The sequence below is a fragment of the Mycobacterium montefiorense genome, from assembly GCF_025823255.1.
In the GTDB taxonomy this organism is placed as follows: domain Bacteria; phylum Actinomycetota; class Actinomycetes; order Mycobacteriales; family Mycobacteriaceae; genus Mycobacterium; species Mycobacterium montefiorense.
In genome coordinates this window covers 368563-393097 of sequence record NZ_JACKVL010000017.1, presented here as the reverse complement: position 1 = coordinate 393097, position 24535 = coordinate 368563, and the positions used below count along the sequence as shown (strand labels likewise).

At 66.9% G+C, this 24535-nt stretch carries 18 protein-coding genes and 1 pseudogene; 9 read left to right on the top strand and 10 right to left on the bottom strand.

The genetic code is table 11. From position 1 onward, the window contains the following. The first annotated feature begins 1 nt into the window (after position 1). The 3 genes from H7K34_RS21820 to rfbA are packed head-to-tail and all read left to right on the top strand — an operon-like array spanning position 2 to position 2044. On the top strand, positions 2–757 hold the full coding sequence (locus tag H7K34_RS21820) for a maleylpyruvate isomerase family mycothiol-dependent enzyme (protein ID WP_264064106.1): 756 nt from the start codon (positions 2–4) through the stop codon (positions 755–757). Between the two features lie 52 nt (positions 758–809). After that, positions 810–1160, top strand: a complete 351-nt coding sequence (locus tag H7K34_RS21815) for a nuclear transport factor 2 family protein (protein ID WP_264064105.1) — start codon at positions 810–812, stop codon at positions 1158–1160. A gap of 17 nt (positions 1161–1177) precedes the next feature. Next, positions 1178–2044 carry a glucose-1-phosphate thymidylyltransferase RfbA gene (rfbA, locus tag H7K34_RS21810; protein WP_264064104.1) on the top strand — a complete coding sequence of 289 codons (867 nt, stop codon included), beginning with the start codon at positions 1178–1180 and terminating at the stop codon, positions 2042–2044. On the opposite strand, the gene H7K34_RS21805 is transcribed toward rfbA, so the two are convergent. The 4 genes and pseudogenes from H7K34_RS21805 to iniR form a co-directional block, all read right to left on the bottom strand. Further along, positions 1995–3281, bottom strand: a complete 1287-nt coding sequence (locus tag H7K34_RS21805) for a YibE/F family protein (protein WP_264064103.1) — start codon at positions 3279–3281, stop codon at positions 1995–1997. The genes rfbA and H7K34_RS21805 overlap by 50 nt on opposite strands. Positions 3282–3303: 22 nt before the next feature. Then, entirely contained in the window at positions 3304–4593 is a 1290-nt protein-coding gene (locus H7K34_RS21800; RefSeq protein WP_108925929.1) for a pyridoxal phosphate-dependent aminotransferase, read from the bottom strand. A gap of 30 nt (positions 4594–4623) precedes the next feature. Then, complete coding sequence (locus H7K34_RS21795; protein WP_264064102.1) at positions 4624–7587, bottom strand: (Fe-S)-binding protein; 2964 nt, start codon at positions 7585–7587, stop codon at positions 4624–4626. Positions 7588–7723: 136 nt separating this feature from the next. After that, positions 7724–10126, bottom strand: a pseudogene (gene iniR, locus H7K34_RS21790) (isoniazid response ATPase/transcriptional regulator IniR). Positions 10127–10388: 262 nt separating this feature from the next. On the opposite strand from iniR, the gene H7K34_RS21785 reads away from it, so the two are divergent. From H7K34_RS21785 to iniC, 4 genes are all read left to right on the top strand, one after another. After that, complete coding sequence (locus tag H7K34_RS21785) at positions 10389–10928, top strand: Rv0340 family IniB-related protein (RefSeq protein WP_264064101.1); 540 nt, start codon at positions 10389–10391, stop codon at positions 10926–10928. Between the two features lie 247 nt (positions 10929–11175). Further along, the gene (locus H7K34_RS21780; RefSeq protein WP_264064100.1) at positions 11176–13434 is read left to right on the top strand and encodes an IniB N-terminal domain-containing protein; all 2259 of its coding nucleotides are present in this window, start codon (positions 11176–11178) and stop codon (positions 13432–13434) included. 93 nt (positions 13435–13527) lie between these two features. Further along, positions 13528–15369 carry a dynamin-like GTPase family protein gene (locus tag H7K34_RS21775; RefSeq protein ID WP_264064099.1) on the top strand — a complete coding sequence of 614 codons (1842 nt, stop codon included), beginning with the start codon at positions 13528–13530 and terminating at the stop codon, positions 15367–15369. Continuing rightward, the gene (iniC, locus tag H7K34_RS21770) at positions 15366–16871 is read left to right on the top strand and encodes an isoniazid-induced dynamin-like GTPase IniC (RefSeq protein WP_264064098.1); all 1506 of its coding nucleotides are present in this window, start codon (positions 15366–15368) and stop codon (positions 16869–16871) included. Before H7K34_RS21775 ends, iniC begins: the two co-directional genes overlap by 4 nt. On the opposite strand, the gene H7K34_RS21765 is transcribed toward iniC, so the two are convergent. The 4 genes from H7K34_RS21765 to H7K34_RS21750 form a co-directional block, all read right to left on the bottom strand. Then, positions 16865–18475 carry an Hsp70 family protein gene (locus H7K34_RS21765; protein WP_264064097.1) on the bottom strand — a complete coding sequence of 537 codons (1611 nt, stop codon included), beginning with the start codon at positions 18473–18475 and terminating at the stop codon, positions 16865–16867. The two genes, iniC and H7K34_RS21765, sit on opposite strands and share 7 nt — an antisense overlap. A gap of 68 nt (positions 18476–18543) precedes the next feature. Then, positions 18544–19032 carry an oligopeptide transporter substrate-binding protein gene (locus tag H7K34_RS21760; RefSeq protein WP_264064096.1) on the bottom strand — a complete coding sequence of 163 codons (489 nt, stop codon included), beginning with the start codon at positions 19030–19032 and terminating at the stop codon, positions 18544–18546. 97 nt (positions 19033–19129) lie between these two features. Further along, positions 19130–19633, bottom strand: coding sequence for a hypothetical protein (locus H7K34_RS21755; protein WP_372510867.1), 504 nt, complete (start codon positions 19631–19633; stop codon positions 19130–19132). A gap of 15 nt (positions 19634–19648) precedes the next feature. Then, positions 19649–20236, bottom strand: coding sequence for a hypothetical protein (locus tag H7K34_RS21750; protein ID WP_108925939.1), 588 nt, complete (start codon positions 20234–20236; stop codon positions 19649–19651). Positions 20237–20482: 246 nt separating this feature from the next. Here H7K34_RS21750 and H7K34_RS21745 point away from each other — a divergent pair, with 246 nt between their 5' ends. Then, positions 20483–21046 (top strand): nucleotidyltransferase family protein, encoded by a 564-nt coding sequence (locus H7K34_RS21745; RefSeq protein ID WP_264064094.1) that lies wholly within the window; start codon positions 20483–20485, stop codon positions 21044–21046. Position 21047: 1 nt separating this feature from the next. On the opposite strand, the gene H7K34_RS21740 is transcribed toward H7K34_RS21745, so the two are convergent. After that, positions 21048–21998, bottom strand: coding sequence for an amidohydrolase family protein (locus H7K34_RS21740; RefSeq protein WP_264064093.1), 951 nt, complete (start codon positions 21996–21998; stop codon positions 21048–21050). Between the two features lie 10 nt (positions 21999–22008). Continuing rightward, positions 22009–23499, bottom strand: a complete 1491-nt coding sequence (locus H7K34_RS21735; RefSeq protein ID WP_264064092.1) for an aldehyde dehydrogenase family protein — start codon at positions 23497–23499, stop codon at positions 22009–22011. Positions 23500–23640: 141 nt separating this feature from the next. On the opposite strand from H7K34_RS21735, the gene H7K34_RS21730 reads away from it, so the two are divergent. Next, a complete protein-coding gene (locus H7K34_RS21730; protein WP_108925943.1) occupies positions 23641–24534 on the top strand; it encodes a LysR family transcriptional regulator in 894 nt (297 codons plus the stop codon). Position 24535: the final 1 nt, after the last annotated feature.

Genomic DNA, 24535 nt, shown 5'->3' with positions numbered 1-24535 from the left:
CGTGGATTACGCGGCGGCCTTTGTCGACGAAAACCGCGCTTTTTCGGAGTTTTTCCGCGATGTCGACGACTCACACCCGGTGCCGACCTGCCCGGGCTGGAGCCTCCAGCAGCTGTTCCGCCACGTCGGGCGGGGCGATCGCTGGGCCGCGCAGATCGTGCGAGATCGACTTGACCAGCCGCTCGAGATGCGCAGCGTCGAAGCCGGGAAACCACCGCCAGACCCAGCCGACGCGATCTCCTGGTTGCACGGCGGGGCGCAGCGGCTGATCGACGCCGTCGAGCTGTCGGGCGTCGAGCCGCCGGTGTGGACCTTCCTCGGCGAGCGCCCGGCGAACTGGTGGATCCGGCGCCGGCTGCACGAAACGTCGGTGCATCGCGCCGACGCGGCCATCGCGCACGGGCGCGAATTCATCCTCGAACCCGATGTCGCGGCGGACGGAATCACCGAGTTCCTCGAGCGGATCGAGATCCAGGCCGGCGCCAACGGCGCCCCGCTGCCGCTCGATGACGGTAAAACCCTGCACCTGCACGCGACCGACCCGGGGTTGGGTGAAGCCGGCGAATGGACGGTCAGCGTCCGCGACACCGGCCTCGCCTGGTCGCACGAGCACGGCAAGGGCAGTGTGGCGTTGCGGGGCGGCGCCACCGAGCTGTTGCTGGCGATGTCGCGACGAACTCCGCTCGCCGACACCGGCATCGAGATGTTCGGCGACGAGGCGGTGTGGCAACACTGGCTGGAGCGCACCCCTCTCTAGCAACGTCGGGGAAACGACGTGCTGCAAGGGGGCACACGGTAATTTTTAGATCATGACCACTTCGGAGATCGCCACCGTGCTGGCGTGGCACGACGCTCTCAACACCGCCGACATCGAGACCTTGGCGGCCCTATCCAGCGACGACATCGACATGGCCGACGCGAACGGTGCCCAACAAGGCCACGAGGCGCTGCGCACGTGGGCCGCTTCCAGCCGGGCGGCCACCGAACTCGGCAAGATGTATGTGCACAACGGCGTTGTGGTCGTCGAACAAAATGGCGGCACCAACGCCGCGTTAGCCTTCCGGGTAGTCCACGACCATGTCACCTCGGTATTCCGTCATCAGGACTTGGCGTCGGCGCTGGCGGCCACCGAACTCACCGAGGCAGACCTCGTTACCTAGGGCATAGGAGCCACTACATGCGCGGAATCATCTTGGCCGGCGGTTCGGGCACTCGACTGCACCCGATCACGATGGGCATCAGCAAGCAGCTGCTGCCCGTATACGACAAGCCGATGATCTACTACCCGTTGTCCACGTTGATGATGGCCGGAATCTGCGACGTTCTGGTGATCACCACCCCGCATGACGCGCCCGGATTTCAGCGACTCCTGGGCGATGGCTCGCATTTCGGTATCAACATCAGCTACCTCGAGCAGGAAAAACCCGATGGTCTGGCACAAGCTTTCGTCTTGGGTGCCAAGCATATTGGCAATGATTCGGTAGCTTTGGTGTTGGGGGACAACATCTTTTACGGACCGGGTTTGGGCACCAAGCTCAGCCGATTCCAATCCGTGAGCGGCGGAGCGATTTTCGCGTATTGGGTGGCGAACCCTTCGGCCTACGGTGTCGTCGAATTCGGCGCGGACGGGATGGCGTTGTCGTTGCAGGAGAAACCCGAAACGCCGAAGTCCAAGTACGCGGTGCCGGGCCTGTACTTCTACGACAACGACGTGATCGAAATTGCCAAGGACCTGAAGAAATCCGATCGCGGCGAATACGAGATCACCGAGGTCAACCAGATCTATCTCAACCGCGGCCGGCTCTCGGTCGAGGTGCTCGCTCGCGGCACCGCGTGGCTGGACACCGGCACCTTCGACTCACTGCTGGACGCCAGCGACTTCGTTCGCACCCTGGAACGCCGGCAGGGCCTGAAGGTCGGCGTGCCCGAGGAAATCGCGTGGCGGCAGGGCTGGATCAGCGACGAGCAGCTGGCCAGACATGCGCGCAGCATGGTCAAGTCCGGGTACGGCGACTACTTGCTGGAGCTGATGGAACGGGGCTGACCTCGCCGGGTGTGGCCAGCACCGCCGCGATCGCCGTCGTCAACGGCACTGACAGCGCCAGTGCGATTCCGCCGACGGCGGAGCGCACGAGTTCGATGGCCACGCTCTCGCTGATCAGCACGTCGCTCAAAGATCGATTCGCGACACTGAACAACAACAGCAGCGGTAGCGAACTGCCGGCGTAAGCCAGCACCAGCGTGTACACCGTGCTGGCGATGTGATCGCGTCCCACCCGAATCGCGCTCAGGAAAATTGCCCGTCGGGAGGTATTGCCGCCGATGTGGGCAAGCTCGAACACGGTCGAAGCCTGCGTCACGGTCACGTCGTTCAGCACCCCCAGCGATCCGATGATGAATCCGGCGAGCAGCAGGCCGCTGATCGACACGCTGCCAAGGTACGCGCTTACCGCAGAGTTCTGTTCATCCGATAGGCCGGTCAAGTGTGCGAGTTCGATTGCTGCCCAAGATAATCCGGCGGCCAGCAGTAAGGCCGACAGAGTGCCCAGTAAGGCGGCGCTGGTGCGCAGGTCGACCCCGTGGGCCAGGTAGATAACGGCGTACAGGATCGCGGCCGACGCCACCAGGGCCACCGGGACCGCGGGCGCTCCGTCGCGCAACGCCGGCAGCAAGAACATCACCAGCACCGAAAACGCAACCACGATTCCCACCAGTGCCAGCAGCCCACGCCAGCGGGCCACGGCGACAATGACCACCGCGAACGCCAGGGCCAGCGCGATCAGCGACCAGCCGCGCTCGAAGTCGTAGAACGCGTACGTGGTGGCGCCTTGGGCGTCAACCTGCCGCACCACCCGGATGTGGTCGTCCGCTTTGAATTGCGGCTGGCCGGGACCGGGGGAGAATTCCAGCAGGGTTTTCGCGCCGGCATTCGGTCCCGAATCGATTGCGACCAACGTCTGCACGCATCGTCCCCCGCCCGGAGCTCCCGGTTGCGGAGCCGTGGTGAGCACCTGACTGGCCGACGGGCTGCCGCAATCGCCGAGGCCGCTGGACAGCACGTGCGCACGCTGGGTGCTCACCGCGCCACCCGTCGCGGTCTGGAACGTCATCGGGATGTCGACATGCTGGCGGCTCGGCCACAGCAACACGGCGCCGGCGATCACGGCTATCCCGATCGCAATCAGCAATCCCACCACGATTTTGGCGGGCAGCGGCCCCAGTGGGGACGGACCTGACGACAGGTTGTGCGAGTGCGCGTGGGAGTGGGTCACGCGCTCCACCGTAGAGGCGGTGCCTGCCTACTTACTGTCGATAGGCGGTCAGGAAGTTGCCCAGCCGTTCGATTGCGGACGACAGATCGCGCGCCCACGGCAGGGTCACAATGCGCAGGTGATCCGGTGCCGGCCAGTTGAACCCAGTGCCCTGGCCTACCAGGATCTTTTCCTGCAGCAGCAAGTCAAGGACCAGTTGCTCGTCGTCGGCGATGTCGTAGACCTCGGGGTCCAGCCGCGGGAACGCGTACAGCGCGCCATCCGGCTTGACGCAGGACACCCCCGGAATCTGGTTGAGCTTGGTCCACGCGACATCGCGCTGCTCGAGCAGCCGGCCGCCGGGCAGCACAAGGTCATCGATGCTCTGGTAGCCGCCGAGGGCGACCTGGATCGCATGCTGGGCAGGGACGTTCGGACACAGCCGCATGTTGGCCAGCAGGCTGATTCCCTCGATGAAGCTGCCGGCGTGGTCCTTGGGCCCGGTGATCGCCAGCCAGCCGGAGCGGTAGCCGGCGACCCGGTAGGCCTTCGACAGCCCGTTGTAGGTCAGGCACAACACGTCCGGGGCGAGCGTGGCCAGGCTGATGTGCTTCGCGTCGCCGTAGAGAATCTTGTCGTAGATCTCGTCGGCGAGCAGCAGCAGTTGGTGCTTTCGCGCAAGCTCGACGATCTGGGTGAGAATTTCGCGGCTGTAGACGGCGCCGGTGGGATTGTTTGGGTTGATCACGACCAGCGCCTTGGTGCGCTCGGTGATCTTCGACTCCATGTCGGCGATGTCGGGCTGCCAGCCCTGCGTCTCGTCGCACAGGTAGTGCACCGGCGTGCCGCCGGCCAGCGACGTCGACGCCGTCCACAACGGGTAGTCGGGGGAGGGAATCAGCACCTGATCGCCGTTGTCCAGCAGGGCCTGCAGCGTCATCGTGATCAGCTCGGATACGCCGTTGCCGAGGAAGACGTCATCGACGTCGAATCGTGGGAAGCCGTCGACCAGTTCGTAGCGGGTGACCACCGCGCGCCGGGCGGGCAGGATGCCCTGCGAGTCGGAGTAGCCCTGGGCGTAGGGCAGCGCCTGGATCATGTCGCGCATGATCACGTCGGGTGCGTCGAAACCGAACGGCGCCGGGTTGCCGATGTTGAGCTTGAGAATGCGGTGGCCCTCGGCCTCTAGCCGCGCAGCATGCTGGTGCACCGGGCCGCGGATTTCGTACAGAACGTCCTGAAGTTTGGACGATTGCGCGAAGGTCCGCTGCCGGTGGTGGCCGGGGATGTGCACGGGCACCTGGTGAGTGGTCACGTCACCTATGGTGCCATCGTTGTCCACCGAAATTTGCTGGTCGACGCCAATCTGTGATCAGCGCTTGCCCGGTGGACGGGCGCCGCGAGCCATGCCGAGCCCCTTAACAGAGGCTGCCGGTGGTGCCGCGTCGCCGTTGGATTCCTCCGGCTTCGGCTCGGGCTTGGCCTCGGCCTTGGGCTCGTCGGCCGCGGGAGCCTCGGCCTTGGCTGGGGTTGCCGGGGCTGCGGGTGCCGTTTTCTTGGCGCCTGGCTTCCGCGCGCCGGCGGCGATACCCAGACCCTTGACGGGTGCGGCCGGTGCGGCCGGTGCTTTGGGCTCCGCAGCCTCCGCCTTGGTCTCGGTGGTTTGCTCGGCTGCCGGGGCTGCGGGCGCCGTTTTCTTGGCGCCCGGCTTCCTCGCGCCAGCGGCCATGCCCAAGCCCTTGGCGGGCGCGGCTGGTGCCTTGGCCTCTGCGGCCTCGGTGCTCTGCTCGGCTGCCGGCGTCTCGGCGGCCGGGGCTGCTGCTTTCTTGGCGCCCGGCCTCTTCGCGCCGGTTGCCATACCCAATCCCTTGGCAGGTGCGGCCTTGACCTCTGCGGCCTCGGCTGCTGGTGCCTCGGCCGCCGGCGCCGCGGCTTTCTTGGCTCCGGGTCGCTTAGCGCCACCGGCGATACCCAGCCCCTTCGCGGGAGCGGCGGCCTTGGCGGGCTGCTCCGGCTCGGCGGCCGCGGGTTCGTCGGTCTTGGCGGGCGCTTGCGCCGGGGCGGCCGGTGCAGCGGCCTTGGGCTCCGCTTTCGCGGCCAGCTCTTCTGCTTCCTTTGCGGCCGTCCCCTTCTCAGGCAGCGTCGCCTTGTCGTACTCGAGCGAACTGAGCAGGATCTGCGCGACGTCGAGCACCTCGACGCCACTGCGGCCGGCCTCTTCCTGCCGGTCGTTGACACCGTCGGTCACCATCACCCGGCAGAACGGGCACCCGGTCGCGATTGTCGAGGCGTTGGTGGCCAGCGCTTCGTCGACGCGCTCGTGGTTGATGCGCTTGCCGATGTGCTCTTCCATCCACATGCGTGCACCGCCGGCACCGCAGCAGAAGCTGCGGTCGGAGTTGCGCGGCATTTCGGTGAGGTTCGCTCCGGCGAAACCGATCAGCTCGCGCGGCGCCTCGTAGACCTTGTTGTGCCGGCCCAGGTAGCAGGGGTCGTGATACGTAATGTCCTGCGAGACAGGCTTTACCGGAACCAGCTTCTTGTCGCGCACCAACCGGTTGAGCAGCTGGGTGTGGTGCAGCACGCTGTAGTTGGCGCCCAGCTGGCGGTATTCCTTACCGATCGTGTTGAAGCAGTGCGGGCAGGTGACGACGATCTTGCGGTCGACGTTCTCCACACCCTCGAACACCCCGTCCAGGGTCTCCACGGCTTGGGCGGCCAGCTGCTGGAACAGGAATTCGTTGCCGGACCGGCGTGCCGAGTCACCGTTGCAGCTCTCCCCGGTGCCGAGCACCATGTACTTCACGCCGGCGATGGCCAGCAGCTCGGCGACGGCCTTGGTGGTCTTCTTGGCCTTGTCGTCGTAGGCGCCGGCGCAGCCTACCCAGAACAGGTACTCATAGCCGTCGAAGCTCTCGACATCCTGGCCGTAGACCGGGACATCGAAGTCGACCTCGTCGATCCAGTTGGTCCGGTCGCCGGCGTTCTGGCCCCACGGGTTGCCCTTGGTCTCCAGGTTCTTGAACAGCACCGACAGCTCGGAGGGGAACTCCGACTCCATCATCACCTGGTAGCGGCGCATATCGATGATGTGATCGATGTGCTCGATGTCCACCGGGCACTGTTCGACGCAGGCGCCGCAAGACACGCACGACCACAGCACATCGGGATCGATCACACCGCCCTGCTCGGCGGTGCCGACCAGCGGCCTGGCTGCCTGCTCGGGCCCGTGCCCGGGAATCCGGCCGAAGCCGGACTCCGGAACGTGGTGGCCCTCTTCCTTTGCCGTTTCGAGGTCCAGACCCTCGAGCGGTTCGGCGGTCTTCTCACCCAGGATGTAGGGCGCCTTGGCCATCCAGTGGTCGCGCAGGTCCATGATGACGAGCTTGGGCGACAAAGGCTTTCCGGTATTCCAGGCCGGACACTGCGACTGGCAGCGCCCACACTCGGTACAGGTGGCGAAGTCGAGGTTCGCCTTCCAGGTGAAGTCCTCGATCTTGCCGCGCCCGAAAACGTCGTCCTCGCCGGGATCTTCGAAGTTGATCGGCTTGCCACCGGACTCCATCGGCAGCAGCGGGCCCAGGCCGTCGGGCAGTCGCTTGAAGGTGACGTTGATCGGCGCCAGGAAGATATGCAGGTGCTTGGAGTGCAGCACGATCAGCAGGAAGAACAGTGCCACCGCGATATGGGAGAGCAGCGCGATGGTCTCGATCCACTCGTTGGCAGTTACGCCCAGCGGATGCAGGAGCGCCCCCATCGCGTGCGAGAAGAACGCCGCCCTGCCGTAGGGAGAGTTTCCGGTGTTCACCGCGGCACCGCGGACGAAGGCGTAGCTGAAGATGACCAAAAAGATCATGAACAGGATCAGCCAGGCGCCGCCGGTGTGTGAGCCGTAGAACCGCGACGAGCGGCCGTGTTCCTTTGGCTCGCTGCGCAACCGGATGATGGTGAACGTGACGATGCCGGCCACCACGGAAAGGGCAATGAAGTCCTGCAAGAAGCCCAGCACGCCCCACCGACCGACAATTGGGATGTGGAAGTTGGGCTGGAACAGCGTGCCGTATGCCTCGATGTAGACCGTGATGAGGATGAAGAATCCCCACATGGTGAAGAAGTGGGCAAGGCCTGGGATCGACCATTTCAGCAGTTTGCGCTGACCGAACACCTCGGAGACCTGCGCCCAGATTCGGGAGCCGATGTCGTCGGTGCGTCCACTGACCGGCTGGCCGGACATGACGAGCCGGTAGAGCCACCAAACGCGTTTGAGCGCGAACAAGGCCACGACCGCGGTCAGGCCCAGCCCCAGCACCAACCTGATGAGCGTCTGCGTGGTCACAGCAGGTCTCTCCCCAATGCCTCGTCATTCAACGAAAATTCGTTCGATCTTTGCCAGCTAATAGTGACATCTGCGCCGTGATCGACGCGAGAAAGGTTCCCCTAACTGACGTCCGTCAAAGTCGTTGACCAGCGGCTTAGCTCTCCGATACCAGCATGGCGCGCAACATAGAGAGCATCTCCGAGCGCGAACCGGCACCGAGCCGCCGACGGATCCGGGCGACGTGATGCTCGACCGTCTTCGCCGAGATGAAGAGTTGCGCACCGATGTCGCGATACGGCATTCCCAGGAGTAGGAGTTCAGCGACTTCGCGTTCCCGATGAGACAGCGGCGATCCCGACGTCGGCTGGTGCTGGGGCGATAGGGTCGCGCCCGCCGGTTCGTCGCCCGCCGGTGCGCTGGGCAGGTCGCCCGGCGCCGCCCCCAACTTGAGGTCGCGGGCCAATTGCAGCATCGCTCCTGACACCCTGCCGTCGGGGGTTTGCAGCGCGGCCTGGCCGGCCAGCCGGGTCGCGTCCGAGGTCAGCCCCACCTGCGATAGCGCGCGCGCCGACGCGGTGACCTCGTCGGCGTCGACCTGGTTGGCCAGCACGTGTAACCAGGTGCGCCCGGCGCCCGATAGGACCTGCGCAAGGGTGCTGGCCTCGGTCGCCGCACCGAGGGCTTGCCCATGTGGGGCCACCAACGCCGGCGCATTGGCGAGGATTCCCGCATGCACGCCGGCCCAATGTAGTGGGATTGACCACAAAATCGGATTGCCCAGCGATTCCAGCAGGGTGAGTGCCTGATCTAAGGCATGTCGCAGCTGCTCGACCTGACGCATCCGGGCGGCCGCGACCCACAACTCGCCCAACGGCAGCAGTGCGAACAGGTCGACGAAGTATTCGGCCAGCACTTCCATGCCTGCGTACCAATGCTTTTGCAGGGCGCCGGTGTCGCCGCTGCGCCGCGCGATCGCCGTCTGCAGCGCCGCCGCCCACAATGCGTCGCGCCGGTGTAGCGCGGCAGATCCGGCCGCGGCGGCGTCCGCGCTGGCGGACGCCAGCTGACCGTCCAGCATTTTGATCCAGCCGGACAGCAACATGTGCCGGGGCGCAAATAGCGTTTGATTGTCGGCGCGCACCGCGCGCCCGATCACGCTGCGGGCGCGGACCGGATCGCCGCCGTGGATCGCGGCCAAGGTAACCAGTGCCGCCGGGCTGTCCGGTGTGACTTCGCTCATCGGTTGTTCGGTCGCGATGGCCTGGCCTAGTTGCGTCATCGCTGCCGTATACGGCTGGTCCATGGTCAACAGCAGCCCCTCGGCCAGGCTGCGCGAGGTGCGGGCGGCCATCGTCGGGGGACCGGAGTCCTTGAGCCGCAGCGCTGTTCGCGCCGTCGTCAGATCGCCGGTGGCGGCAAGCACGATCGCCGCGGCCGCGCCGACCACCGCGTCCGGGTGCGGGCCCAGCCAGCTGAACAATTCTGCTGCCTGATTCGCGTTGCCCTGATGGGCCGCGACGCTGGCCGCGATCCGAACCGCCGCGGCGCGTTCGGCGGAATCGGGCGAGCTGAGCAGGCCGTCGGCCAGTGCTGCCGCGGTGGCGCAGTCTCCCGTGAGGGCCAGCGCGTCGGCGACGCGAGATGTCAGGCCTTCGGCGCCAGCGTTGACGGCCGCCTGGTAAAGCTTTGCGGCCCTGAGTGATTCGCCGTGCACGGCGGCGGCTTGTCGAGCGAGTATGCCGGCCAGCCGATCGTCTTTGAGCCCGTGCTCGGCGAGCCGCAACGCGAGCTGCGGTGTAACCGTCGAAATGTCGAGTTGTGAACGCAGTAGCGCGGTTTCGACCTCCCGGTGGTGGGCATTGCCGACGGTCTAGGCAATCGCGCCATGCAGCAGCTGTTGGAACTCCGGGGTATGTGATGGCTCGATCAGCCCGCTGGCGCGCGCGCGATCGACCAGTCGACGCGCTTCCGCTGTTGAAATGCTCAGTGCTGCAGCCACATCAGCTGCTCCTAGCTCCTGAGTCAGCGACATGATGAGAAGCGCGTCCAGGTCGGGTTCGTCGAGCCGGCGCAACCGCGCGATTAACGCGAACGTCGCCGCCTGAGCCGGCGATTGCGCCCCCTGGGTCGTTGCATGCACTAGAAGGGGCAGCCCCGCGGTACAGGCCAGCAGGTCTTCGGCGACGGGAAGGCGACCCAGCACTATGCGGGGTCGCTCCCGTTCCATCGCCGCAGTCAGGTCCCGCAGCTGCTCCTGTGGTTCGCCGGCCACCACGACAGTGGTGCGCGGGTCGGTGACGCACTCGGTGAGGCTGAGCAGTTCGGGTTCGCGGAGTAGATGCGCGTCGTCGATCACCAGCGCCGCGTCGGGCGAATCGCCGGGTCGAAGAGGGCGTGCAAGCACGGTCAACCCGGCACTGCGCAGTGCGTCTCGGGCGGCGGCCAGTGCCGTGGACTTGCCGGAGCCGACGCCGCTGCAGATCAAGAGCTTCACCGGAACTGTCGACGCGTTGGCAAGGGCCTCGACGGCTTCTTGCGCGATCGGGGAGTCGCTCATGGTGCGCGTACCCCCTGGATTCGGTGCTTCGTGGTGGTCGGGAGCGGTTTTCACACCATAACCGCAGCAACCCCCGTATCCCGGTAGCCATCCCCGTAGTCCCGGTATTCCCCTAAAGCAGTACCCCCTAATGTATTGGAACGGCAGGGTGGGTTGCGCACCGATCACAGCGCCCGGCTGAGCCGATAACATTGTGGTAATTGACTGGGCTTTCCCTGTGGAGGCGACCGCAGAGGCAGCGTGCGGCAAGGAGGTGTACTCGATGGCAAACTCATTGCTGGACTTCGTGATCTCGCTTGTGCGCGATCCCGCTGCCGCGGCGCGGTATGCGTCCAACCCCGCGCAGTCCATCGCGGATGCTCACCTTACCGATGTGACCAGCGCCGATGTGAACAATTTGATTCCCATGGTGACGGACTCGCTGTCGATGGCAGCTCCTGCCGGCCCCGCCTCGGGGGTGCCCGCCGCTGATCACGGAAACGTCTGGGCAAGCGGCGCGGCCGCGGCCGCTCTCGATGCCTTCACGCCGCACACCCCCGTCGGGATGGTGGATTCCCATGGTCCGACGGGCGGCGTGATCCATCAGCCGTCCGTGCCGGTACCCATCCAGCCGGTGGCCGCGCCGCATCCGCTAGGGATCGACTCTCCGGGGCCATCGGTGCAGTTCACTGGTGCTGAAATACCCGACAGCACGGTCGACCACGGGGGATTCCCGGCGCATGATGTGTCCCTGTGGGACCACCCGGTCGCCCACCCGCATCCCGCCGAGCCGGAGCACCACGACTTCGGCCTGCACGGCTAAGTCATCCCTCTTCCAGGTCTCCCCTTGCGGTCCTGAACTGCTTAAATGCCGTTGACTAGGGGCATCTGCTGCCCTGCGTGGGGGTCGCCCGCAAATCCCCTAATCCCCTAATGGGGCGGACCGGCGGATCCCGATGGGGTGCCGGTCAGCTGGGGGATCCGTCCCCGATTCCGAGCACATCCGGAATCCATAGCGTGTATTGCAGAACGCCGGTTGTCGGCGCAGGGGATTTGAAGGGGAAACGATCATGGACTCGCTGATTCAATACATCCTGGATCTGTTCAGCAATCAGGACGCGGCTCGCGCTTTCGTCTCAGGACCCGGGCAGGCGATGACCGATGCCGGTCTGGTCAACGTGGCTCCGGACCAGTTCTCTTCCGCGCTGGCTAGTGCCCTACCCGGGGTGGCTCTTGGTCCGGGCGACCCGATCGGTGGGTTGCAGCAGGTGCTGACCGACCAGTACGGCTTTGACCCGGGCTACGGAGGCTACGACCAGGGCTACGGCGGCTATGACCCCGGCTATGGCGGATACGACCAGGGTTACGGTTACGGACCCGGCCTTGTTGGTGCGGTTGCCCAGGACGCGGGCGCCCTGGTGGGTGACGCGGTTGCCCCTGTTGTCGACGGCGCCGGCGCTGCCCTGGGTCTAGGCGGTGCGCTCGTCGGAGACGTGGGCGGCAGCCTGCTAGGCGGAGTCGACGCCGGACTGTACGGCGGGATGGGCCTGCAGCCCGGCTGGGGTGGGTTCGGACCGGGCACCGGCGAGTGGGGTCACGGCTTCCGTCCGGGCTGGGGCGAGCCTCGCCCCGGTTGGGGACACGGGTGGGGTGATGGACGGCCTGGGTTCGGCCACGGCGGTGGCCCTGATTGGGGCACTGGTTGTGGCCCCGACTGGGACGGGTTCCGGCCTGGGGTAGGCGAATTCGGCGCCGGCGCCGGCGCTGGCTTCGGCGGACACGTTGGTCTGGGCGTAGAACTCAATGCAGGCTTGGGCCTTGGTGGTGGCGTCGACGGACACACCGGCTTCGGTTTGGCCAACGAGGCCGGCTTTAATGGCCGCGCTGGTTTTGGTGAGGGTGTTGGTCTGCGGGCTGGTGGTGGGCTTGAAGGTGGCGGCGGTGCGGCCCTGGGCGGCCGCGCCGGTGCCGGCCTAGGCATCGGCGGCCAGACGGGCGGCGGATTTGGCGGCGACCTCGGAGGCCACGCCGGCATTGGTCTGAGGGGTCAAGCCGGTGGTGGTCTCGGCGCTGGCGGCCAGGCTGGTGGCGGAGTGGGCGCTGGCGGCCAGGTCGGTGTTGGTGCTGGTGGTCAGGCCGGAGGGGGATTTGGCGGTCAGGTTGGCGTTGGCGTTGGTAGTCAGGTCGGTGGTGGCTTTGGTGCCGGTGGTCAAGCTGGCGGCGGGTTCGGCGTTGGTGGTCAGGTCGGTGGTGGCTTTGGTGCCGGTGGTCAAGCTGGTTTGGGGGGCCAGGCTGGCGGCGTGTTCGGTGCCGGCGGTGGACTGGCCGGTGGCAGCAACCTGGGCGGCCAAGCCGGCTTCGGAGGCCAGGCCGCTCTGGCAAGCCAGACAAGTTTCGGCGCCAGCGGTCAGTTGGCGGGTGCCGCCAACGTCGGTGCTGGTGGCAACGCAGCGCTGGGTGCCGGGGGCAATGCGATGCTGGGCGCTAGCGGTCAGGCGGGGTTGATCGCTAGCGAGGGCGCAGCGCTGAACGGTGCCGCCACTCCTCACGTGGCCGGCCCGCTCGGGGGTGTCGGTGTCGGCGGTCAAGGCGGTGTCGCCGCGGCCGGCGGTGCTGGCCTTGGCATCGGCGGCGCACGCACCGGGGCCTCATTGAGCGGCGAGGGCGGGCTGGGAGGTCACGCGCAATCCGCAACCCCGGCCCTGGCCGGTGGCGCGGGCATGGGCAGCCACGCCGGAGCCGGTGGTGCCGCGGGGGCTGGCGTCGGCGTCGGCGTCCCGGCCGGTGGAGCTGGCGGCGGGCTGAACGCGGGGGCCGGCGGTGAAGTTGGCGGCGGGCTGAACGCTGGTGCCGGCGGTGGAGCGGGCGGCGGCGTCAATGCGGGCGCCGGCGCGGGAGCTCACGGCGGCATCCTTAACCAGGAAGGCGCGGCGCTCGGTGGCGGCGGCAGTGTCGCCGGCAACGGGGGTATCGCGGCTCCGCATGGCCCGACCAGTCCGGCTGGACAGGGCCCGGTTATTCAGGGCGGCGGCGGTGCCGCGGGCGGGGCAGGCGGTCACGCGACGCCGCCGTCGAACCCGGGCTCCGTCATCCAGGGTGGGGGCTCCGGCGGCGCTGCGGGCCACGGCGGCGTGGGCGGACCGGTGATCCACGAGCCGGCGCAACAGGCCCCGGTGCAGCATTCGCCGGCTCCGGTCGAGCATTCGCCTGCCCCGGCACCGCACAGCCCGTCGGTGTTCGAAGGCACTCCGCACGCACCGGCCCCGGTGCACGAACCTGCACCGGCGCCGCATCCTGCGCCGTCGCACTTCGGCGGCCCACATGGATAACGGCTGACAAGAGCGAAATTGGCGGGGATCCTTTGATCCCCGCCAATTCGCGCGCATACCGTAATCGCAGATGCGAGAAAGTGGGGAAGCGCGGTGACTCAACCCAATGACCCTCGACGGGTCAGCGTGATCGTCGAGCTGATCGACCACACCATTGCCATCGCCGAACTGAACGAGCGCAATGATCTCGCGCAGCGACTGGCGCGGGCGCGCGAACGCATCACCGACCCGCAGATCCGGGTGGTCATCGCCGGGCAACTCAAACAGGGCAAGAGTCAGCTGCTCAACTCGCTGCTCAACCTGCCGGTGGCGCGAGTTGGCGACGACGAGGCCACCGTGGTCATCACGGTCGTCAGCCACGGCGACCCGCCGTCGGCACGGCTGATCGTGGCGGCAGGACCCAACGGCGAGCCTGCGCCCGTCGACATCGCGATCGACGACATCAACAAGGACCTGCGCCGAGCGCCGCAAGCCGGCAGTCGCGAGGTGCTGCGCGTCGAAATCGGTGCGCCCAGCCCGCTGCTGCAAGGCGGGCTGGCGTTCATCGACACTCCCGGTGTGGGGGGCCACGGGCAGCCGCACCTGTCGGCGACGCTTGGACTGCTGCCCAACGCGGACGCGCTGATCATGGTCAGCGACACCAGCCAGGAGTTGACCGAACCGGAGATGTGGTTCATCCGGCAGGCACACCGGATCTGCCCCGTTGGGGTGTTGGCAGCCACCAAAACTGATCTCTATCCGCACTGGCGCGACATCGTCGGCGCCAACACCGCGCACCTGCAGCGCGCCGGCGTACCGATGCCGATCCTGCCCGTGTCGTCGCTGCTGCGCAGCCACGCCGTCTCGCAGAACGACGGCGAACTCAACGAGGAATCCAACTTCCCAGCGATCGTCAAATTCCTCAGCGAGAAGGTGCTGTCCCGGGAGAGCGATCGGGTGCGCGACGAGGTGTTACGCGATATCCGTTCGGCTGCAGAACAATTGGCGATGTCTGCGGGATCTGAACTCGCGGTCGTCAACGATCCGGGACTGCGTGACCGACTTGCCGAGGACCTGGAGCGGCGCAAGCGCGATGCGCTCGACGCGCTGGAACAAACCGCCCTGTGGCAGCAGGTGCTCAACGACGGATTCACCGACCTGAGCACCGACGTCGACCACGACATGCGGGCTCGATTCCGCTCGCTCACCGAGGACATCGAGCGCCAGATCGATTCGTGTGACCCGACGAGGCATTGGGCCGAGATCGGCGCCGACGTCGAGGACGCGGTCGCCACCGCCGTCGGGGACAACTTCGTGTGGGCCTACCAACGCGCCGAGGAGCTGGCCGACGACGTCGGCCGTTCGTTCGCCGCGGCGGGACTGGATTCGGTGATGACTCCCGAGCTGAGCCAACGTGCGATGGGTGAGGATTTCGGCCGGCTCAAGTCGGTTTCCGAGCTGGACTCCAAACCGGCCGGCAAGGGCCAGAAAATGGTGAGCGGTCTGCGTGGTTCGTACGGTGGCGTGGTGATGATCGGCATGTTGTCCTCGGTAGCGGGACTGGGGCTGTTCAACCCGCTGTCCGTGGGCGCCGGGCTGATCCTGGGCCGCATGGCGTACAAGGAGGATAAGGAGAATCGGCTGTTGCGGGCGCGCGCCGAGGCCAAAACCAATGTGCGGCGCTTCGTCGACGACATCTCGTTCGTGGTCGGCAAGGAATCTCGAGACAGGCTCAAAATCATCCACCGCGCGCTGCGCGACCACTACCGCGACATCGCCAACGAGATCACCCGCTCGCTCAACGAATCGCTGCAGTCCACCGTCGCCTCGGCGCACGTCGAAGAAGCCGAACGCGACACCAAAGTCCGTGAACTCGAGCGGCAGTTGAATATCTTGAACCAAGTCACCGACAATGTGGACAAACTAACGCCACAGGTGACCGTAGGACGGGTGTGAGCACTAGCGATCGAGTTCGTGCGATTCTGGGCGGGACCATCCAGGCCTACCGTAGTGAGCCGGCATTCCGGCAACGGCCCGAGGTCTTCTACGAACTAGAGCGCATCGGTGCGCGGCTGAACGAACCGATCCGCATCGCGCTGGCCGGCACGCTGAAAGCCGGAAAGTCCACTCTGCTCAACGCTTTGGTCGGTCAAGACATCGCACCGACCGACGCCACCGAGGCTACCCGCATCGTGACGTGGTTCCGGCACGGTTCCACCCCGAAGGTCACCGCCAACCATTGGGGCGGAAGGCATTCTAACGTGCCGATTAGCCACAGCGGTGGGCTGACGTTCGATTTTCGGGCGCTCAACCCCGCCGACGTGGCCGACCTGGACGTCGAATGGCCCGCCGAAGAACTGGTCGATACCACCATTATCGACACCCCCGGAACGTCGTCGTTGACGCGTGAGGCCTCCGAGCGCACGCTGCGGCTACTGGTACCGCCCGACGGGGTGCCGCGGGTGGACGCCGTGGTGTTCCTGTTGCGCACCCTCAACGCCGCAGATATCGCCCTGCTCAAGCAGATTGGGCAACTCGTTGGCGGGTCGGCCGGTGCGCTGGGCATCATCGGGGTGGCGTCACGTGCCGACGAGATCGGCGCCGGCCGCATCGATGCGATGCTCTCGGCAACCGACGTAGCGCGGCGATTCACCCGAGAGATGAATGAGACCGGCATCTGCCAGGCCGTGGTGCCGGTGTCGGGGCTGCTGGCGCTGACCGCGCGCACGCTGCGCCAAAGTGAGTTCATCGCACTGCAGAAGCTCGCCGCGGCCGACAAGGCCATGCTCGGCAAGGCCATGCTCAGCGTGGACCGCTTCGTCCGCGTCGACAGTCCGCTGCCCGTCGACGCGGCGACCCGCGCCCAGCTGCTGGAGCGGTTCGGCATGTTCGGCCTGCGGATTTCGCTCGCCGTGCTGGCCGCCGGAGTCGCCGATGCGGCGGGGCTCGCCGACGAATTGCTGGAGCGCAGTGGGCTGGTGGCGTTGCGTGAGGTCATCGATCAGCAATTCGCGCAGCGTTCCGACATGCTCAAGGCGCACACCGCGCTGGTGTCATTACGTCGATTTGTCGAGGTCTTCCCGATCGTCGCGACGCCGTACGTCATCGCCGATATCGACCCGCTGCTGGCGGACACGCATGGTTTCGAAGAGCTTCGGATGCTTAGTCAATTGGCTTCTCGCCCAACATCATTGAATGAAGAAGAGGCGGCGTCACTGCGCCGCATCATCGGCGGATCGGGCACTCGGCCGGCCAGCAGGCTGGGCCTGAACTCCGAGAATGCTGACCCCCAGGAGGGCCCGCGGGCGGCATTCGCCGCGGCACAACGCTGGCGCCGCCGAGCCGAACATCCGCTCAACGACCCGTTCACCACCAAGGCGTGCCGTGCCGCGGTGCGCAGCGCTGAGGCGATAGTGGCCGACTTCGCCGCGCACGGTTCCCGCATCCAGCCTCAGTAGCGCCGCCACGGCCAGCGTCGCTCCCGTTCCGTCGGCAGCGGTGGCGGCGGAACCGTCGTGGTGACCGGTGGAGCCGTCGTGGTGGGCGGTGGTTGATAAGTCGTTGTGGGCGCCTCGGTGGTTGTCGTCGACGGTGGCGGCGGTGCGGTCACCGTCTCGGTTGATTCGGTCACGGTCACGGTCTGCTCGGGTGGCGGTGCCGTTGGCTGGGTCGGCGGGGTCCGGACCGGGGTGGTGTTATCTTCGCCCAGGGTCAACGCCAGCACCGTGGCCACCAGGATGGCAATGCCCGCACCGGCCAGGCTCAAGACCACGGCGGTGCGCTTGTACCACGGGTCGGCTTCGGCCGCGTAAGGATCGTCGTCCGTGTAGTCCAATCCCATTGCGTCCCTGACATATTGGCCGCTGTGCTCAGGGCCGCTATAGGGGACCGGATCGTCCTCGTCTTGGTCCTCCGACCAAGCCAGCGGGCGCTCTTCCTCGATCCGGGCGCCGGGGAGGGCTTGGGTCATGTCGGCCGGTGCAGCGCTCGCCAGTTGCGTCGGGTTCTCGACGGCGGGACTGGCCGCCGCCGCGCCGGCCGCGGGGTGCTGCTGACCGAAGGCGGCCGCGCCGATCGCGGCGCTCAACCCCGGCTGCGGCGCGGTGCGGATCGGCGCTTCGAGACGTTGGGAAAGGCGGGTGCCGAGCAGCGGGATTACGGCACCGCCACCCACGGTGGCCACAGCGGCCAGCTTTGTCTTCGGAATCTCGTTGCGCTGCAACACGTCTTCGACGCCTGCGACAAATTCGTCCAGCGGTCCGGAGATCAGGTCCTCGAATTCGTTGCGGGACAGCTCGATATCCTCGCCGGTGACCGCCGGGACGGTGGTGATCGTCTCCGTCGACAGACTTTCCTTGGCGGTCCGGCATTGGTCGAGCAGGCGGGCCAACGACCCCATCCGGGTCGTGCTGGCCTGGCCGCCGGAGCTGTCGCTCGGCGCGCTGTCGCGCACCCGGTCGAGGATGAGCTGGTCGATCGCGTCGCCGGAGAAATCCCGGTAACGAACCGACGGGCCGATCTGTGCAAAGTCCGACCCGGCGTCGCAGAGCGTCACGGTGGTGCCGCTGGCGCCGAAGTCGCACAACGCGACGACACCCTGTGTCGGGAAATCCGGCTCGGTCCGCAGCGCCGTGAGCGCGGCGGTGGCATCAGAGATCAGGGCGGGCGGCACGCCGCCCGGCGCCAGTCCCGGCTGGGCGAAGAATTCCTCACGCAGGGCCGAGGACTGCTCCAGTGACCAGTACGCGGGGACCGCGATGGTGACCGGCGTGCCGTAGTCGACAGCGCGCGCCATCGCCTCGAGCGCCTCGACCGTCAGCGCGTCCCCGAGGTACTTCGTCCCGTCCGCTGCCACCAACGGAGTTCGGTCACCGACCCGTTCGACGAATCCGCGCATCACCAGGCCGGCTTGAGCCGGGTCCGGATTTTCCTCCGGCAGACCGGCTTCGGATGCCTGCTGGTCGAACAACGTCAGCACGGATCGGCGAGTCACCGCGTCGCGATCAGCGCGGGCCGCGACCAGGTTGGCCACCCCGATCGACAACCCGAGCGACTCGCTCATCTGGCCTGCCCCTGTGTTTTGTCGTACATGTGACTGTGGGTTCCCGCGAGTCTAAGTGGAAGCCCTTTTCACAGGCCGGGCGGCAACGTGATCTCGGTCGGTAGCCCGGGCAGTGCCGGCAGCGTGATCACCGACGGCAGTTGCGGCAGCGGGTACGCCTCGCTCGACGAGGTGGTCGGCGTGGTCATCGGGGTCGATTCCTCGGTGGACGCCGTCGGAGCTTCAGGTGTGCTGGTCGTGGTCGCCGGCTCGCTCGATTGCGGGGGAGCCACGCTCGCGCTGCTCGACGGCCGGGTGGTCGTCGTGGTGGGCACGGGTGTGGTGCGGGTGATCGGCTCCTGTGGCGGGGGCCCCTGCGCGAGCTGGACGATGCCCCAGACGATCAGCGCGATCAGAACCGCGATGAGGATGCCCCACCCGGTCAACGCAAATGGTTTGCGCCAACCGGGAATCGGGTCGTCGGTCACGGGCTGCGCGGGGCCGTACACGTCGTCGCCGTAATGGATGTAGACGGTCGGCTCATCGACGCCATAGTCCGCCGGCGCGTGCCTTGCCATGGTCGCCGACACTACTGGCGGTGGTTGGGGGGACGCGGCTCCCACACGCTCGGGTTCCGATCGGCCGTCAAACGTTGACCTAATTGCAACCAACTCATTAGGGCAAGGCCGGGATGGTCGTGGGCAGCCAGGACGGCCAGTGATGCCGACGCGTTGGCTCTTGGCGGGTCGGTTGTTGCGACGGCGGGGCGACCGCAGTGCTGGTCGTCTGCGGCGCGGTGGTGGTGGGTGTGGTGGTCGACGGCGGCATGGTGGTGGTGGTCGTGGTCGTCGTTGTGGTGGTGGTGTGCGACGGCGTCGTGGTGGTGCTCGGCGTGCTGCCGGTGCCCTGGTCCCCGATGAGCTCGATGATGCCGTAGACGATCAGTGCGATCAGGATCAGGACCATCAAGCCCCAGCCGATCAGCACCACAGGCCGGCGATGCCAGGCGGTGGGCTCGGTCCCCTCGTCGTCGAAAGGATCCAGCGATGCTCCACCCTCGAACCGGTCGGGACCTCGCGGCGGCGGTTCATCGCCCTGCGGGCGATCGCCACTACCGACACCTCTGTACCGCGTCGGCTCATTGTTGAAGTTGTCCGGCGGGCCTGCCACGGCACCGATCGTACTGACCCGCGCTTAGAACGTGCTGACCTTCTCGACACTGACGAACATGCCGTGGCCTGTGTGGCTGTTGGTGAACCTGGTGCCCGCTTCCGACGCGTCGATCGTCCAGCCCTGAGCGTCGTAGGTCTTGTAGTCGATTGTGACGGTGGGAATGGCGCCCAGGTTGCCCAAAATCCACTGCACAGAGCCCCCGGAGGTGATGTTGACGCCGTTGGTGTGCTCACCATCCTGCAGGGGTGAATCGGTGAACGCAGCCTCACACCCGACGCTGTCCTTATTGATCTGGCAGCGCGTCACGCCGGACTTGGTCTCGATGAAGACATAGCCGTTCTGATCGGGCGGCAGCGGGATGGCGCCGGCCGGTGCGGTCGGGTTGGCCGGCGTGGTCGGTGGGGCTGCGATGGGGTTCGACGGTGCCGCCGCGCTGCTCGACCTCGGCGTGGGGAACGAGGGTTCGGTGGGCCCGGTACCCGGCGCGGCGACCGGCCGGCCCTCGATGACGGAGCTGCAGCCCGAAGTCAGCAGGGGACTAGCCAGCAGGGCCGCGAGCACCAGCGAACCACCCGCCAGGCCTCGCCTTGCGTTCTGCGAAAACCGCACGCGTCACTCCCGAAGTTCGGAGATATCAGTCGTAGATTACGCACGAGGTGGGGCAAGGTGCCGGGGTGACGCGCTTTTGAAATGTCGCTGATAGCAAAGTGTTATCGCCGAGTGGCAGGAAATGTCCGCGGCCGCTGACCAACGGTGTCATCAGCCTCAGCGATGGAACCGCTTGGCGGACTTGGGCATCGGCGCCCGCGTCGTTGGGCGCTCGCCGAGCGAGCAAGTGAATGCCATCATAGAAGGGTGGGGTTGTCGCAGTTCACGGATCCGCCACGGCACGTCGGAGTCCTGCTGGCCGCGGGTGCCGGCCGACGGTACGGCAAGCCGAAAATCCTGGTTCAGGGCTGGCTGGAGATCGCGGTCGGCGCGCTGCGCGACGGGGGCTGCACCGACGTCGTTGTGGTCATGGGCGCCGCCGAGGTCCCGGCCCCGCCCGGGGTCACGGCGATCACCGCGCCGCTTTGGCACGAGGGGCTCAGCGTCTCGGTGCGCGACGGCTTGGCTCACGCCGACCGCATGAACGCCGACTACGCGGTGCTGCATGTGATCGACACCCCCGACGTGGGCCCCGCCGTGGTGGCGCGGGTGCTGGGCCGCGCGACCGCCTCGCCAAGCGGCCTGGCACGCGCACACTTCGGCGAGCGGCCCGGGCACCCGGTCGTCATCGCGCGGCGGCACTGGCCCGAGGTAATGGCCCAAATATCGGGAGACCAAGGCGCCGGGGCGTATCTGCGCAGCAGGCGCGACGTCGAGATCGTCGACTGCACCGACCTCGCCGGCGGTCAGGACGTCGACGAGCCCGGCTAGCTCACAGACCCAGCAGCTTTTCGGCGTTGCGGTGGCTGATGCGTGCCCGCTCGTCGTCGGTCAGGGGGAGGTTGTCCAGAAAGGCGCGGGCCGCCTTCATCGATCCGAACGGATAGTCGGCGGAGAACGCCACCCGGTCGATGCCGACTTGTGCGACCAGGTTCGCGTACATCGCCTCGTCGTTGAAGTTGGCGAAGGTGTAGGTCAGGTTCTGTCGTAGGTAGGTGCTGACGGGGTGTTTGAGCCCGGTCAGCTCCGGCTTCAACGTGGCGTCGAATCGCGGCAGCATGAACGACGTCGCCTCGCCCATGTGCCCGATCACCACCTGCAACTCCGGATAGCGGTCGAACACGCCACCAAGGATCAGCCGCAGCACGTGGGTGGCGGTGTTGATGTGCCAGCCCCACCCCACCGTTGCCAGCGCGAACGTGACTTCAGGCGCGAACCCCGCGTAGCTGGACTCGATGACGGCCGTCGGCGGGATCGTCGGGTGCAGGTAGATCGGAGCATTCAGCGCCGCGGCGCGATCGAGAACCGGCTCGAAGTAGGGGTCGTCCAGGTAGCGGCCTTGGCTGTGCCCGTTGATCACCGCGCCAAGGAAACCGAGCTTGAGCATCGCTCGCTCCAGCTCGTCGGCCGCCGCATCGGGCGCGCTGATCGGCATGGTCGCGAAGCCCGCCAGCCGACCGGGATACCGGCCGACCGCTGCCGCGAGTTCGTCGTTGCATTCGCGGGCCAGCGGGGCGGCCTTGGGGCCGTCGAGTTGTTCGACGCCGGGCGCGGCCAGCGAGAGCACCGCCAGATCGACACCCGCCTCGTCCATCGCCGCGATGCGGCCGTCGCCGAGATCGGCGATGGGTTCGATCACGCCCGCGCGCGACGCGAGCCAGCTGCCCGGTCCGCGCAGGAACCCCGCTGTGGCGTAATGCTCTTCGAGTGCGATGGTTCGCACTTAGTTGTCCTTAGGTCGCCAGCACCCGGCTGGCCGCGGTCCAGTAGGGCAGCTCTTCGCGTTTGGCGGCCCACCGGATCGTCTTGGTGTACCCGTATTCGCTCAGCGTCTCCTCGGCGTGCTCGCGTCCGAATCCGCTGTGGCCGACCCCGCCGAATCCGGTGCCGATCGCAATCCGGACGTAGTTGTTGACGAACACAGCGCCGGCCCGGATCTGCCGACTCACCCGCAACGCGCGGTCGCTGTCCTGGGTGAACACCGCCGCCACCAATCCGAACGGTGTGCTGTTGGCGATCCGCACCGCCTCAGCTTCTTCGGAGAACGGGATCAACGTGACCACGGGACCGAAGATCTCTTCCCGGGCGATCCGCATCCGCGGAGTCACGTCGGTCAGCACGGTTGGTGATACGTAGAAGCCGTCGGCCAGGCGGGGATCTTCGGGCAGCGGCGCCTGGGCCGCGATGCGCGCGCCCTCGGCCACGCCGAGCTTGAGGTAGTCCAGCACCTGCTTTTGCTGCGCGCGGGTGACCAACGGCCCGACATCGGTCATGGCGTCGGCGCCGTCGCCCACCCGCAACCGAGTCACCGCTTTGCACAACTTCGCGGCGAACTGCTCATAGACCGTGTCCTGCACCAGGATTCGCGACGACGCGGTGCACGCTTCGCCCTGGTTGAAGAAACCACCGTCAATGGCGGCCAACAGCGCCTCGTGCACGTTGGCGTCATCGAACACGACCAACGGGTTCTTTCCGCCCAGCTCCATCAGCGTCGGGGTGAGGTTGCAGGCGGCATTGCGCATGACTGCCGAACCCGTCCTCGGCGATCCGGTGAAGGAGACCTTGCCCACCAGCCGGTGTCCGGCCAGGGCGGCACCCACCTCCCCCCTGCCGGGCACGGCGTGCACTACGCGGTCCGGAAGCACCGACTGGATCAGTTCCACCATGCGCAGCACCACCGAGGGCGCCTGCTCCGGTGGCTTCACCACGACGGCATTGCCGACAGCCAGTGCCGGAGCGATCTTTCCGGCGGTGTGGATGGGTGGCCAGTTGAACGGCACGATGGCGGCGATCACCCCGTACGGCTCCAGGGTGGTGACGTCCAGGACGGTGTCGTGGTCGCGCGCCCGGTTCGGCAGGGCCTCCACGATGCTGCTGAAGTATTCGAAGATGGAGATCGCCGCTTCGAGGTCGAACTGGCGCGCTTGGGCGATCGGCTTGCCCATTTCCCGTGACTCGAGCATCGCGAGTTCATCCGCGTGCGCGCGGATGACTTTGGCGATCTCACGCAGGTAGGCACCGCGCTCCCGGGCCGGCCGCTGCTTCCAGCGCAGGTGTGCGGCATGGGCTTTGCGCACCGCCTGGTCCACCTCGTTGGGCCCCGCTCCCTGGACCACGGTGATGGTCCGGCCGGTGGCGGGGTTCTCGACGACGAATTGGTCGTCGGTGGAGGGAGACGACCAACGCGTTCGGGTTCTGGTCAGGGGGGGAGCTTGCAGAGTCATTGGCACGTCCAGCAAGGTCGGGGGTGGGATGGTCGACGGGCGATACGGCACGCTCGACGAAAACGACGCTACGTTTGCCCGCCACATCAGGGCCAACGAAAAGTTTTGATGGCTCTCAGCACAGTCGGTGATAATGGCTGTATGGAGCTTCGCCATCTTGAGTACTTTCTGGCGGTCGCGGACAACAGGAGCTTCACTGAGGCCGCGAAGAAACTGCACGTCGTCCAATCGGGTGTGTCGGCGACGATCAAGGCCCTGGAACGCGAACTCGGCGCCGAGCTATTCGTCCGGGGCTCTGCGGGAGTCGAGCTGACTCCCGCAGGAGAGGAGCTGCGACCCCGCGCCCGCGAAACCCTGGACGCCGCCCGCGCGGCCAAGGACGCTGTCAACGCCACCCGCGGCTCTGTCCGCGGCACTGTCGCGGTGGGGATCTTAACGTCGATCAGCGTGATCGACATGCCCGCGGTGCTGGCCGAACTGCATAGCAGGCATCCCGGGGTGACGGTGCACTTGCGTGCCGCCAGCGCCGGCTCGGCCGGGCTCGCCGGCCAGCTTCGCGACGGTGATCTCGACGTTGCCTTTCTCGTCTTCACCGGGCCGCCGCCGGCCGACCTGAATGCCCGGCTCGTTGCGGCCGTCCCGCTGCTTCTAGTGGTGCCGGCCGATCATCCACTCGCCCAACGGGATTCGGTGCCATTGGCCGAGTTGGCGGGAATGTCGTTCGTCGACAGCCCACCGGGATACGGCACCAGAACCGTGATCGACAATGCGTTCACCGCCGCCGGCGTCGAGCGGACCGTCGCGGTGGAGGTCGCCGACCTCGGCACGGCCGCCACCTACATCCGCAACGGTCTGGGGATCGGCTTCCTGAGCTGGACCATCCTCGACGAGATCGATGATTTCGGCTTGGCCACGCTGCGGGTGAGCGACTACGACCTGGAATGGCGTTTGTTCGTCACCACGTCCGCGGCCCGATCGACCAGCGCGGCCACCCGCGCCGTACTCGCACTGATCGAGGAAATCGCTTCCCGATGAA

Bases quoted from the DNA above. Each gene is read 5' to 3' on its own strand.
- H7K34_RS21780 (WP_264064100.1), top strand. From the start codon at position 11,176: ATGGACTCGCTGATTCAATACATCCTGGATCTGTTCAGCAATCAGGAC.
- H7K34_RS21760 (WP_264064096.1), bottom strand. From the start codon at position 19,032: ATGGCAAGGCACGCGCCGGCGGACTATGGCGTCGATGAGCCGACCGTC.
- H7K34_RS21730 (WP_108925943.1), top strand. From the start codon at position 23,641: ATGGAGCTTCGCCATCTTGAGTACTTTCTGGCGGTCGCGGACAACAGG.
- H7K34_RS21785 (WP_264064101.1), top strand. From the start codon at position 10,389: ATGGCAAACTCATTGCTGGACTTCGTGATCTCGCTTGTGCGCGATCCC.
- H7K34_RS21735 (WP_264064092.1), bottom strand. From the start codon at position 23,499: ATGACTCTGCAAGCTCCCCCCCTGACCAGAACCCGAACGCGTTGGTCG.
- H7K34_RS21815 (WP_264064105.1), top strand. From the start codon at position 810: ATGACCACTTCGGAGATCGCCACCGTGCTGGCGTGGCACGACGCTCTC.
- rfbA (WP_264064104.1), top strand. From the start codon at position 1,178: ATGCGCGGAATCATCTTGGCCGGCGGTTCGGGCACTCGACTGCACCCG.
- H7K34_RS21765 (WP_264064097.1), bottom strand. From the start codon at position 18,475: ATGAGCGAGTCGCTCGGGTTGTCGATCGGGGTGGCCAACCTGGTCGCG.